Genomic DNA, 12,969 nt, shown 5'->3' on the forward strand with positions numbered 1-12,969 from the left:
GGCAATGGCCGAAGCGCGACACCATCAACAGCACCTTCATGCGCTTCTTGCTGTCATGGAATTCGGCGACCATGGCAAACTTGTCCGAGATCGGCTTGAAGCCTTCGACCAGCGCCGCCTCGCCGACACCCTCTTCGGAGATGAAGGAGACGCGCATGAAGAACATGCCGGTATCGAGATCGTCGAACTGGCTGGAATCGACGATGTTGCAACCCTGCTCGGCGAGATAGCCGGTGATCGCCGCGACAATGCCGCGCGTCGATTTGCAGGATACAGTCAGTACATAGCTTTTCATGCTGATTTTCCTCACCGTCAACGGCCGCAATTCCGCTCCTGTGCCGGGAAATCGCGTCCCGGCACAGCACTCCATTCAGGCATCTTTTTTGCACTCAGATATCGAGCGTGCTGTCGCGCTCCCACTGTGTGAAGTGCGAGCAGTAGGAATTCCATTCCTGGTGCTTGAGCTTCAGATAGGCTTCGGAGAATTCCGAACCGATCGCCTGCTTCAGACCCTCGTCCTCGTCATAGGCCCGCAGAGCATCGAGCAGATTAAGCGGAAGGCGCGGCGCATTCTTCACCAGGTGTCCCTGCGCATACATGTCGATATCGTGATGAGGTCCCGGATCGGCCCTGCTGCGTAGACCGTCAAGGCCTGCTGCGATGATGACCGCCTGCAGCAGGTAGGGATTGACCGCGCCATCGGGCAGGCGCAGCTCGAAGCGCCCGGGGCCGGGCACGCGCACCATGTGGGTGCGGTTGTTGCCGGTCCATGTCACGGTGTTCGGAGACCAGGTCGCCCCCGAAGTCGTGCGCGGCGCATTGATGCGCTTGTAGGAGTTGACCGTCGGATTGGTAATCGCTGCGAGCGACGAGGCATGCTTCATGATGCCGCCGAGAAAATGCCTGCCCTCGGCCGACAGACCGAATTGGGCTTCCCGGTCGGCAAAGACATTGATCCTGCCATCATTGTCCCATACGGAGATATGGCAATGGCAGCCATTGCCGGTCAGCCCCTTGAAGGGTTTCGGCATGAAGGTGGCGCGCAGGCCGTGCTTTTCGGCGATCGACTTGACCATGAACTTGAAGAAGGAATGCTTGTCGGCCGTCTTAAGCGCATCATCGAATTCCCAGTTCATCTCGAACTGACCGTTGGCGTCCTCGTGGTCGTTCTGATAGGCCCCCCAACCGAGTTCCAGCATATAGTCGCAGATCTCGGAAATCACGTCGTAGCGCCGCATGACGGCCTGCTGGTCATAGCAGGGCTTTTCCGCCGTATCGTATTCGTCGGATATCTTGGTGCCGTCGGCGGTGATCAGGAAGAATTCGGCTTCAACACCGGTCTTGACGCGCTTACCCGCTGCTTCCGCTTCTTTCACGAGCTTTTTCAGCACGTTGCGCGGCGCTTGCGCAACCAGTTTGTCCTCCATCATGCAATCGGCCGCAACCCAGGCAACGTCCCTCTTCCATGGGAGCTGGATGACGGACGAGGCATCTGGCACGGCAAAAAGATCGGGATGGGCAGGCGTCATATCGAGCCAGGTGGCGAAACCAGCGAAGCCGGCACCGTCTTCCTGCATACCGGCAATCGCCTGAGCCGGTACCAGCTTGGCGCGCTGGCCGGAAAAAAGATCCGTATAGCTGATCATGAAATATTTGATGCCCTTGTCTTTGGCAAAGGCAGCAAGATCCAGTGTCATTCTCGTTCCCCTTTGGATTTCTTAGAGACACTTCGATGATGCGTGGTGCGGCCGGGCCTTTCGGCCCGACCGGAATGTCAAAAGCCTCCCTTGCCCGGATACCAGTTGGTGCCGGCGAGCGGGATCTGCGCCATGGCGGCAGCTTCCATCGTCAACGCGCACAGGTCTTCCGGTTCGAGGTTGTGCAGGTGATTCTTGCCACAAGCGCGCGCGATCGTCTGCGCTTCCAGCGTCATGACCTTCAGATAATTGGCAAGGCGTCGGCCGGCTGCAATAGGGTCGAGACGGCTTGCAAGCTCTGGATCCTGCGTCGTGATGCCGGCCGGGTCTCTGCCCTCATGCCAGTCGTCATAAGCGCCGGCCGTCGTGCCGAGCTTCTGGTACTCGTCTTCCCATTTCGGATCGTTGTCGCCGAGTGCAACCAGTGCCGCCGTGCCGATGGCAACCGCATCCGCGCCAAGCGCCAGGGCCTTGGCCACATCGGCACCGGACCGGATGCCGCCGGAGATGATCAGTTGCACCTTGCGGTGCATGCCGAGATCCTGCAGCGCCTGGACGGCGGGACGAATGCAGGCAAGCGTCGGCATGCCGACATTCTCGATGAAGACGTCCTGGGTCGCAGCCGTGCCGCCCTGCATGCCGTCAAGCACGACGACGTCTGCACCGGCCTTGACGGCAAGCGCCGTGTCGTAATAGGGGCGCGCGCCGCCAACCTTAACATAGATCGGCTTCTCCCAATCGGTGATCTCGCGCAACTCCATGATCTTGATTTCGAGATCATCGGGGCCGGTCCAGTCAGGATGGCGGCAAGCCGAACGCTGATCGATGCCCTTCGGCAGATTGCGCATGTTGGCGACGCGATCGGAGATCTTCTGGCCGAGCAGCATGCCGCCGCCGCCGGGCTTGGCCCCCTGCCCGACGACGACTTCGATCGCATCGGCCCGACGCAGGTCTTTCGGGTTCATGCCGTAACGCGAAGGGAGATACTGATAGACTAGTGTCTGCGAATGGCCACGCTCTTCGTCCGTCATGCCGCCATCGCCTGTCGTGGTCGATGTTCCCGCAATCGTCGCGCCGCGACCAAGCGCCTCCTTGGCGTTGCCGGAAAGCGCCCCGAAGCTCATGCCGGCGATGGTGATCGGGGTCTTGAGCGTGATGGGTTTCTTGGCAAAGCGGCTCCCGAGCACGACGGTTGTGTCGCATTTCTCGCGGTAACCCTCGAGCGGATAGCGCGAGATCGAGGCACCGAGGAACAGAAGATCGTCGAAATGCGGCACCTTGCGCTTCGTACCGGCGCCGCGGATGTCGTAGATGCCGGTCGCCGCAGCGCGGCGGATTTCCGCAAGCGTGTGATCATCGAAGGTCGCCGACTTGCGGGGCGGCGTATACGGGTTGTGATAGCTCATGAGGTCCCCTTGATCTCAATAGGCGTCGGCATTGTCGATGTTGAAATTATAGAGTTTGCGCGCCGATCCGTAGCGCTTGAACTCTTCCGGCCTGACGCCGCGCACACCGGCCTTCTCAAGAAGCTCGGAAAGTTTCTCCAGATGCTGCGGGCGCATTTCCTTTTCGATACAATCGGCGCCGAGGCTTTTCACCGAGCCGCGAACAAAGAGCTTGGCCTCATAAAGGCTGTCGCCGAGCGCATCGCCGGCATTGCCCAACACGACGAGATGGCCCGACTGCCCCATGAAGGCGGACATATGGCCTATATTGCCGTGGACGACGATGTCGATGCCCTTCATCGAAATACCGCAACGCGAGGCGGCATTGCCCTTGATGACAAGCAGGCCGCCGCGGCCGGTCGCGCCGGCATATTGGCTGGCATCACCTTCAATGACGACGCTGCCGGACATCATGTTTTCGGCAACGCCGGGACCGGCGGATCCATGCACCGTAACGTTGCCGCCGTCGTTCATGCCGGCGCAGTAATAGCCGACGGAGCCCTTGATATCGACGGTGACGGGTGCGTCGATACCGGCTGCCACAGCATGATGGCCGCGCGGATTGACGACTTCGAAGGCTAGATCATTGGCGCCCGCAGGAAGGCCATGAAGGGCGCTGTTGAGTTCGCGCAAAGGTGTGACGGATAGGTCGAAAACTGGCATGAAAAACTCTCTCGTTTCCAGCGCGCCTGATCAGGCAGCCTTTTCGTGATCCCAGAAATAAACGGTTGCCGGCTCCGGCTCCCAGATGCGGGCGCTCTCGATGCCCGGGAGATTGACGAGCGCACGATATTCCGAGCCGAAAGCCACATATTGATCGGTTTCCGCCATGACCGCTGGCTTGCAGGCGATGGGATCGCGAACGACGCCGAAGCCCGATTTGGTACCGACGACAAAGGTGAAGAAACCGTCGAGATCATCGACCGCGCTTTCGAGCGCCGCGCCGAGATCCTTGCCCTTTGCCATTTCGGCCGTGAGGTAGGCGGCTGCGACCTCGGTATCGTTTTCCGTCTCAAAGCTCATGCCGATGCGCTTGAGTTCGCGACGCAGGTTATTGTGGTTCGACAGCGAACCATTGTGCACCAGGCACTGATCCGAACCGGTGGAGAAGGGATGAGCGCCAAGCGTGGTCACGGCCGATTCCGTCGCCATACGCGTATGGCCGATACCGTGCGTGCCGGACATGCCGGTGACGCCAAAGCGGGAGACTACATCTTTTGGCAGGCCAACCTCCTTGTAGATCTCAACGGTATCGCCGCTGCTCATGACGCGGATATTCGGGCGCAGTGCAGTCAGGGCTGCCCTGCCCTCGTCAAGCTTGCCTTTGGCAAGCGTAATGACTGCGTGCGTGCTTTTGACAGTCACGGCCACGGGCGCGTCGAGTGCCCGTCTCAGCTCATATTCAAGCCCGTCGAAATCCTTTGCCGGATCGGCGGACTGAACGGTTATCTTCGCCGTGTTGCCGTTATCATTGCCGTAGATCGCAATGCCTGCGCTATCAGGTCCGCGATCGGTCATCGTGACAAGCATAGAGGACAAAAGCGCACCGAGTTTCGGCTCCAGCGCCTTATCCTTCAAGAAAAGACCGACAATTCCGCACATGCCCAAAGCCTCCATTTTCGCATCTGCAAAAATGGCTATCAGGTCCATTGTGGATTTTCAACTCAAAAGAATATTTTTTTCTTTTGAGGCAAGTTATCCGGTCTTGCCCCGTTGCGGGTAACTGATGATCGACAGGTATTTTGCCGGCAGTTTCACCAACACCTCTGGACCATGCGGCGCATCGGCATCGAAGAAGAGACTGTCACCGGGCTGCATGGGATAAAGCTCGTCGCCATGACGGTACATCACCTCGCCCTCCAGCATATAGAGGAACTCCATGCCCTCGTGCTGGAACGTCGGAAAGACATCCGAATCGGCTGTTAGCGTGATGAGATAGGGCTCGACGATGACGCCGCTCGAATTGTTGTCGATATGACCGAGCAGATTATATTGATGGCCGGCGCGCGTGCCGCGCCGTTCGAGCTCGACACCCTGCCCCGCTTTGACGAAGACGGCGTTGTGCGGCTCTTCATAGCGTCGGAAGAAGGACGTAAGCGGCACCCCTAGCGCTCGGGAAAGTGATTGCAAGGTCGTCAGTGACGGCGAGATATTGCCGTTTTCGATCTTCGACAACATGCCGAGCGAGATACCGGTCGCAGCTGCCAGATCCGTGACGGTGATACCGAGCTTCTTGCGATAGGCGCGCACTTCGTGGCCGATCGCCATTTCGAGATTGTTCTCTTTGGGCTCGCGCACCGCATGCGGATCTTGCAAAAATGCAGGGCGTCCACCGTGGGTTGGGTCGTCGGTCGATAATTTATCTGCCTTGGGTTTCATTCTATATCCTTTTTTCGGCAGGGCTGCTGGGAAGAACTCTATCCTCCCAGTGAAATTTTCTCAATTGCGACGAATATCACGCCTGACGGGTATCGCCGGGCGCGACCCCATAAAGGGAGCGATAGGCGCGGGCAAAATGCGCACCACTGGAAAAGCCGGTAGCAATGGCAATTTCGGAGATCGAAAGCGGGCTCTGTTCCAGAAGCCGCCGGGCAGTCTGCAGCCTTATCCGCCGATATTGATCGAGAAACGTCGAACCGAGTTGTCTGGCAAACAACCGGTTGAGATGTCGTGGTGTGACCCCTGCAATCCGAGCCATAGCCGTGCGATCGAGCGGCATCTCGATCGTCTCCTCCATTTTTTCAAGGACGCTCAGCAGGCCTGGATGGTGGACACCATAACGCTCGGCGAGCGAACCGCGCTGCGGCGCGGCGGGCTCGCCAACCTCGGTGTGCAGATACCAATCGCTGACGCGGCGGGCAAAATCGGCGCCCATGCGCTCGGATATCAGCACATGCATCATGTCGAGGGGCGCGATGCCGCCGCCGCAGGTGATGCGGTTTCCGTCAACGACGAAACGTGCCTGGCGCGGTGACAGGGCGGGAAATGCCTCCAGAAGAGCCGGCGCATGTTCCCAATGAATCGTGAAATCACGCTCCGCCATAAGGCCGGCCGCTGCAAGCAGATAAGGACCGCCGGAAATGCCGCCGATGCGTACGCCCTCCCGTGCAAGTTGGCGGAGGCAGGCGAGAACCGAAGGGTAATCCCAGTCGCGCGGCGATCCACCGGCGCAGACGAAGACCGTGCCGAGACCCGATCCGCGACCAGGAAGGGGTTCAGCCGGCACCGGCACGCCTCCCGACGAGACCGCCGGGGCGCCGCCCGGTGAAAAGATCGAAATCCGATAGATTTCGCGCCCAGCCAGCAGGTTGGCGGCGCGCAGCGGCTCGCTTGCGGACGCAAACGACATCAGCGCGAATCCCGGGATCAGGATGAAGCCAATCGTCTGGGTATTTCTCGCGTCGATCGAAGCCATGTCCTATTTCTATCCAAATAGGTCCCAATTGGGCAAGTCGACATTTTTCACTCTGTCATCATGAGCGGAATTCAAGGCGGATCGAACCATGCGCTATTCGGCTTTCTCAGTTTTCCTCAATGGCCTTCGCGGCAATACCGGCTGGGCACCTGCCTGGCGCCAGCCAGAGCCGAAGCCACATTATGATGTGATCATCGTCGGTGGAGGCGGCCACGGTTTGGCGACAGCCTACTATCTCTCCAAGACCTTCGGCATTACCAATGTCGCCGTTCTGGAAAAGGGCTATCTCGGCTCGGGCAATATCGGCCGCAACACGACGATCATACGCTCCAACTACCTTCTGCCTGGCAACAATCCCTTCTACGAGCTCTCGATGAAGCTCTGGGAAGGGCTGGAACAGGATTTCAACTTCAACGCCATGGTTTCGCAACGCGGCGTTCTCAATCTTTTCCACTCGGACGCGCAGCGCGACGCCTATACGCGGCGCGGCAATGCAATGCGCCTGCACGGCGTCGATGCCGAGCTGCTGGACCGCGAGGCTGTTCGCAAGAAGCTGCCCTTCCTCGATTTTGACAATGCCCGTTTCCCAATCCTGGGCGGACTACTACAGGCGCGTGGCGGCACGGTTCGCCACGATGCCGTTGCCTGGGGCTATGCCCGCGGCGCCGACAGTCGCGGCGTCGATATCATCACCGGCTGCGAGGTGACCGGCATTCGAACGGAAAATGGCCGCGTGACGGGTGTCGAAACCACAAAGGGCTTCATCGGATGCGGCAAGCTTGCGCTTGCGGCCGCCGGCAATTCTACCGTCGTTGCCGATATGGCCGGTCTGCGCCTTCCGATCGAAAGTCATGTGCTGCAAGCTTTCGTTTCCGAGGGGCTGAAGCCGTTCATCGACTGCGTCGTCACCTTCGGTGCCGGGCATTTCTATGTCTCGCAGTCCGACAAGGGTGGTCTTGTCTTCGGCGGCGATATTGACGGCTACAATTCCTATGCTCAGCGCGGCAACCTTGCGACCGTCGAGCATGTCGCCGAAGCGGGCGTGGCGATGATCCCGGCGCTGACGCGGATCCGCTACCTGCGAAGCTGGGGCGGCGTCATGGACATGAGCATGGACGGTTCTCCGATCATCGATCGCACCTATATCGACAATCTCTATCTCAACGCCGGCTGGTGCTACGGCGGCTTCAAGGCGACCCCGGCGTCGGGCTATTGCTACGCTCACCTCATCGCCCGCAACGAGCCGCATGAAACAGCACGGCAGTTGCGCCTCGACCGCTTCCAGCGTGGTTATCAGATCGATGAAAAGGGCGTCGGCGCCCAACCGAACCTGCATTGAGGACATGACGACATGGCAAGCCTGATTTCCTGCCCTCATTGCGGCACCCGTCCCAAAGAGGAATTCACCATCAAGGGCGATGCGAGCCTTGGCCGTCCGGCCGCGGATGCAGGTTCGCAAGACTGGTACAATTACGTCTATCTGCGCGACAATCCGAAAGGTCTACACAAGGAATATTGGCATCATTCCTCCGGCTGTCGCCGCTGGCTGATCGTCGAGCGTGACACCGTCACTCACAAGGTCCATGGCGTCAGCGATGCGGCGCTTGCCAAGCTTGGAGCGAGCGCATGAGCAGCCATCGGCTTTCCTCCGGCGGCCGGATCGACCGCTCCGGAACCATTGCCTTCAGCTTCGACGGCAGGAACTTCACCGGTCATCCCGGCGACACACTTGCCTCTGCCCTGCTTGCCAACGGCATCCGGCTTGTCGGCCGCAGTTTTAAATATCACCGCCCACGTGGCATATTGACGGCAGGCGCCGCCGAGCCCAATGCGCTTGTCACGACCGGGACGGGCGGACGCACCGAGGCGAACAGTCGCGCCACGATGATCGAGCTCCATGACGGGCTGATCGCCCGCAGCCAGAACCGCTGGCCTTCGCTCACCTTCGATGTCGGCGCCATCAACGGACTGCTCTCGCCCTTCCTCAGCGCCGGCTTCTACTACAAGACCTTCATGTGGCCTGCTGCCTTCTGGGAGAAAGTCTACGAACCGCTGATCCGCAGAGCGGCCGGTCTCGGCAAGGCATCCTATGAAGCCGATCCCGATACCTATGAGAAATGCTGGGTGCATTGCGACCTGCTTGTCATCGGCGCCGGACCCACAGGCCTTGCTGCGGCACTGACGGCGGCGCGCGCGGGGGCGCGTGTTCTGCTCGCGGACGAAGGCTTCGAGCTCGGTGGCTGTTTGCTTGCAGAGCGCAGCTCGCCCCTTGGGGAAATACTGGACGAGCTCACCGGCCTGCCCAACGTGCAATGCCTGCCACGCACCACCGTCATCGGCTGGTACGATGATAATGTCTTCGGCGCAGTCGAACGCGTCCAGAAGCATGTTGCAACGCCCGATCCGCACCAGCCGATCGAGCGGCTCTGGCGCATCATCGCCAAGCAGGCAATCCTTGCCACGGGCGCAGAGGAACGACCGCTTGTATTCGGCGGCAACGACATTCCAGGTGTCATGATGGCTGGCGCCATGCGCAGCTATCTGAACCGGCAGGCCGTCGCTCCGGGCAAGCGCACCGTGGTCTTCACGACCAACAGCTCCGGCTATCGGACGGCTTCCGACCTCGAGGCCGCCGGCCTTGAAGTGGCAGCCATCGTCGACACACGCGCCAGTGGTGAAGCCTGGAACGGCAAGGCGCCGGTCCTGCGCGGCGCATGCATCATCGATGCGCTTGGCACAAAACAGGTGCGTGGAGTGAGCATTGCGAGCGGCTCCGGCACACAGGAGATCAATGCCGATACTCTCGCGATGTCCGGTGGCTGGAGCCCGATCATCCACCTTGCGTGCCATCGCGGCGCCAAGCCGATCTGGTCTGAAAAACACGGAGCCTTCCTCGCGCCGGAACGGCAGGATGGTTTGTTGATCGCCGGCTCCGCGGCCGGTCTTGCCTCCACAGATTGCTGTCTTGGCGACGGAGCGATCAAGGCTGCCGAAGCTTTGGAGGTAATCGGCTTTGGCAAGGTTGCTCCCGCCTTTGCTTTGGCAGAGGAAGTATCGCCCGCAGCCGCGCCGCTCTGGCATGTCAAAGGCGGCAAGGGCAAGGCCTTCGTCGATTACCAGAACGACGTCCACCTGAAGGACCTTGGTCTTGCCGTGCGTGAAGGCTACGGTGACGTCGAGCTTTCCAAGCGCTATACGACAAATGGCATGGCGACCGATCAGGGCAAGCTTTCCAATGTCAATGCCATCGGCATCCTTGCCGAGGCTCGTGGCGTCTCGCCGGCCGAAGTCGGGACCACGACGTTCCGGCCCTTCTATACGCCGGTCTCCTTCGGCGCGTTGACGGGTACTTCACGGGCGAAGCATTTCCAGCCGGCACGCAAATCCCCTTTGCATGAATGGGCAAAGAAGAACGGCGCGGTATTCGTCGAGACCGGCCTTTGGTACCGCTCCTCCTGGTTTCCGCGCGATGGCGAAAAGACCTGGCGCGAAAGTGTCGATCGCGAAGTACTCAACATCCGCACGAATGCCGGCATTTGCGATGTCTCAACGCTCGGCAAGATCGAGATCTTCGGCAAGGATGCGGCGGCCTTCCTCGACCGCGTCTATTGCAATGGTTTCGCCAAGCTGCCCGTCGGCAAAGCTCGCTACGGCATCATGTTGCGCGAAGATGGCATGATCTACGACGACGGCACCACTAGCCGCTTGAGCGAGGACCATTTCTTCATGACCACGACGACGGCGCTCGCAGCCGGCGTGCTGACCCATCTGGAATTCTGTGCCCAGACGCTGTGGCCCGAGTTGGAGGTCTATTTTGCCTCATCGACCGATCAATGGGCACAGATGGCGGTGGCAGGCCCGAAATCCCGCGCCATCCTGTCCGAGATTGTCGATGACGATATTTCTGATGCGGCGTTCCCGTTCATGAGCGCACGCGCGGTCTCCCTGTTCGGTGGCAAGCTGAAGGGCCGGCTCTTCCGCATCTCCTTTTCCGGCGAGCTTGCCTACGAGCTTGGCGTGCCCGCGGCCCATGGAGAATTCGTCGCCGACGCTATCCTACAGGCGGGTCAAAGCCACGAGATTTGCGCCTATGGTGCCGAAGCGCTCGGCGTCCTTCGTATCGAAAAGGGCCATGTCACCCATGCGGAGATCAACGGGACCGTGACGCCGGGCGACCTCGGTTTTGCTCGCATGGTTTCAACCACGAAGCCCGATTTCATCGGCAAGGCAATGCTGACACGCGAGGGCCTGCAGGCAGCCGACCGTCCTCGCCTTGTCGGGGTAAAGCCGATAGACCCTGCTGCCAGCTTCCGTACCGGCGCCCATATTCTGCCGGAGAATGCGGCCGCGACGCTCGAAAACGACCAGGGCTACGTCACATCAAGTGCCTTTTCACCGAGCCTTGGCCACACGATCGGATTGGCTTTGATCAAGAACGGCCCGGAGCGCATCGGTGAGAAGGTCACTGTCTGGAACGGCCTTAGAAACGAATATACGAACGCGGTGATCTGCAGCCCCGTCTTCATCGATCCTCAAAACGAGAAGCTTCATGCCTGACTTGCCAACACCGAAGCCGGTTCTTGCCGGCAAGCCCGTTTTGCAAGGCGACGCCGTCCGGCTGGCAGCCCTGCCAGAAGGCCACCTCCTGCATGTAATGGGCGCGACCACAAGCGAGGAGATTGCGAGCCATCTCCTCGCGGTGAACCTCAAGGAAAGCGCCGTGCGCCCGGCCGGATACCGACAATGGTTCGTTGCAGGTAACCATCAGCTTTCCGAATCCCAGAGGCAGGCGCTCACCGATGCTCTCTCTGGCAGCGCCTTCATCTCGGACCAGAGCCATGGCCGCATCCGTATCCACGTTTCCGGATCCCAGGCGGCCGCGCTCCTCAACAAGGGTACGGCCGTCGACCTGCATCCGCTCAATTTTCCCGAAGGAAGCAGTGCCATGACCCTCTTCGGTCACATTTCGATCCAGCTTACGCGGACTGTCGGGCAGGATTTCGAGCTGATTGTGCTGCGGAGCTTTGCGCAATCGCTCTATGAGGAGCTTGAGGCGTTGGCGTTATCGTTGGGCGCGTCGAAGGTCGGCAATCCGGTATGGAATGGGGCCTGAAAGACCTTACTGCCTGCCCCACCAACAGGTCTTCCACCCTTCTTCCTCCACGGAGCGTTGCGCGGTTCGATTCGCTTCGTTGAAGTTGCGGAATCACGGACTTTGGCTCTTATCTCGTTTACGATCCAATGATCGCACAGGCGTTTCATATCCGCAGACACGTGAGGTTCCTTCTGGAAAGCGTTGAAAGGTTCTCGCTGGAGACGAGACGGGTTTCGGAAACGACGCAGCCTGCACAATCTGCCCAATATGGCAGAAGGAATGGACCCAGATCACACAAGTGCTGGCGCCTGAACAACTCTGCGTCTGGACGTTGAACGATGAAGCGTTGATCCGCTCGTGGCTTGAGCGTGGTATCGGTTACCTGACTTCGGATCAGCCCGACCTTGCTTTGAGCCTTCGTAGCGGAACCGGAGCATTGCCTGCGAGTAGAGGCAGCCGCCCTCGGGCATGAAGACGCCTGGCCGTCGCCTGTGGACCTATAATGTCTCGATAGCAGTTCAGCCAGTGGTGATGTCAGGTTAAGTTCTTGAGTGTGCTTTCGACAAGACGGGTGGCTCATGCAGTTGTCTCGGCCACGGCGTTCCAATGCGTGATCGCTTTGAGGCGGTGGAGATAGACGGCGACAGCCGAATGTTTGGACGAAGCGGCACGAAGAGATTTCGGACTACCGAAAAGACGATTGTGAAGAGTTACAGCTCGCCTGGCGAGCGAAATCGTTGTATCAGTCGCTCCCATTTTCGCAGTGGTAAATGCGAATTTTCGACGCGATTGTTCGGCCCCTTGTGCGACCGCTGCTCGACAGTCGGCATGATCTGATGCTGTGCCGCGCCAAAGGAACGAAGCTTGTCGGTGAGGACGCGCTTTGGCAGGCATCCCTGCTTCTTCACCAATCGGATCAGCAGGCGTTTGGCAGCCTTGGTATTGCGGCGCGGGTCTGGACGATCTCGTCGAGCAGGTAACCGTCCTGGTCGACGGCGCGCCAGAGCCAGTGTTTCCTCCCGCCGATTGTCACGACCACCTCGGCAAGATGCCAAACATCGCTCGAGCAGGCGGCTTTCGTCGCAAACGGCCGGCATAGTCCGGTCCGAATTTCTTCGCCCAGCAGCGGATGGTTTCATAAGAAACGACTATGCCACGCTCCAGCAGCATCTCGTCCACCAGACGCAGGCTCAGCGGAAATCGGAAATAGAGCCAGACCGCATGCACGATCACAGCGGGAGGAAGTGATGACGCTTGTATCTTACAAGGGGCTGCATCATGGCCGCCAACTATCAGCCAACGGGCTTCATCGCCGGT

At 59.8% G+C, this 12,969-nt stretch carries 11 protein-coding genes and 1 pseudogene; 4 read left to right on the forward strand and 8 right to left on the reverse strand.

Annotated features, from left to right (window positions below; genetic code table 11):
- The 7 genes from QD461_RS32990 to QD461_RS33020 form a co-directional block, all read right to left on the reverse strand.
- Positions 1 to 295 (reverse strand): ACT domain-containing protein (locus QD461_RS32990; protein WP_414091227.1); only part of this gene is annotated, 295 nt, incomplete at its 3' end.
- A gap of 94 nt (positions 296 to 389) precedes the next feature.
- Positions 390 to 1,697: a type III glutamate--ammonia ligase gene (glnT, locus tag QD461_RS32995; protein ID WP_414091228.1), complete on the reverse strand. Its 1,308-nt coding sequence runs from the start codon at positions 1,695 to 1,697 to the stop codon at positions 390 to 392.
- Positions 1,698 to 1,774: 77 nt separating this feature from the next.
- Positions 1,775 to 3,103 carry an FMN-binding glutamate synthase family protein gene (locus QD461_RS33000; RefSeq protein WP_414091229.1) on the reverse strand — a complete coding sequence of 443 codons (1,329 nt, stop codon included), beginning with the start codon at positions 3,101 to 3,103 and terminating at the stop codon, positions 1,775 to 1,777.
- A 15-nt stretch (positions 3,104 to 3,118) separates the two neighbouring features.
- On the reverse strand, positions 3,119 to 3,805 hold the full coding sequence (locus tag QD461_RS33005; RefSeq protein ID WP_414091230.1) for a protein GlxC: 687 nt from the start codon (positions 3,803 to 3,805) through the stop codon (positions 3,119 to 3,121).
- A 30-nt stretch (positions 3,806 to 3,835) separates the two neighbouring features.
- The gene (locus QD461_RS33010) at positions 3,836 to 4,744 is read right to left on the reverse strand and encodes a class II glutamine amidotransferase (protein ID WP_414091231.1); all 909 of its coding nucleotides are present in this window, start codon (positions 4,742 to 4,744) and stop codon (positions 3,836 to 3,838) included.
- 93 nt (positions 4,745 to 4,837) lie between these two features.
- Positions 4,838 to 5,521 carry a helix-turn-helix domain-containing protein gene (locus tag QD461_RS33015; protein WP_184711433.1) on the reverse strand — a complete coding sequence of 228 codons (684 nt, stop codon included), beginning with the start codon at positions 5,519 to 5,521 and terminating at the stop codon, positions 4,838 to 4,840.
- Between the two features lie 76 nt (positions 5,522 to 5,597).
- Positions 5,598 to 6,557, reverse strand: coding sequence for a GlxA family transcriptional regulator (locus tag QD461_RS33020; protein WP_414091232.1), 960 nt, complete (start codon positions 6,555 to 6,557; stop codon positions 5,598 to 5,600).
- A gap of 88 nt (positions 6,558 to 6,645) precedes the next feature.
- Between QD461_RS33020 and QD461_RS33025 the strand changes: the two genes are divergently transcribed.
- From QD461_RS33025 to QD461_RS33040, 4 genes are read left to right on the forward strand one after another with little or no spacing between them, the layout of a single operon-like run.
- Positions 6,646 to 7,896 (forward strand): sarcosine oxidase subunit beta family protein, encoded by a 1,251-nt coding sequence (locus QD461_RS33025; RefSeq protein WP_414091233.1) that lies wholly within the window; start codon positions 6,646 to 6,648, stop codon positions 7,894 to 7,896.
- Positions 7,897 to 7,908: 12 nt separating this feature from the next.
- Positions 7,909 to 8,187, forward strand: coding sequence for a sarcosine oxidase subunit delta (locus tag QD461_RS33030; RefSeq protein WP_414091234.1), 279 nt, complete (start codon positions 7,909 to 7,911; stop codon positions 8,185 to 8,187).
- Entirely contained in the window at positions 8,184 to 11,114 is a 2,931-nt protein-coding gene (locus tag QD461_RS33035) for a sarcosine oxidase subunit alpha family protein (RefSeq protein ID WP_414091235.1), read from the forward strand. The genes QD461_RS33030 and QD461_RS33035 overlap by 4 nt, the downstream gene beginning before the upstream one ends.
- On the forward strand, positions 11,107 to 11,670 hold the full coding sequence (locus tag QD461_RS33040) for a sarcosine oxidase subunit gamma (protein WP_414091236.1): 564 nt from the start codon (positions 11,107 to 11,109) through the stop codon (positions 11,668 to 11,670). Before QD461_RS33035 ends, QD461_RS33040 begins: the two co-directional genes overlap by 8 nt.
- Before the next feature lie 558 nt (positions 11,671 to 12,228).
- On the opposite strand, the pseudogene QD461_RS33045 reads toward QD461_RS33040, so the two are convergent.
- A pseudogene (locus QD461_RS33045) lies at positions 12,229 to 12,909 on the reverse strand (IS6 family transposase); the annotation flags it as partial.
- Positions 12,910 to 12,969: the final 60 nt, after the last annotated feature.

Source organism: Rhizobium sp. BR 314, assembly GCF_047445805.1.
Classification (GTDB): domain Bacteria; phylum Pseudomonadota; class Alphaproteobacteria; order Rhizobiales; family Rhizobiaceae; genus Rhizobium; species Rhizobium lusitanum_B.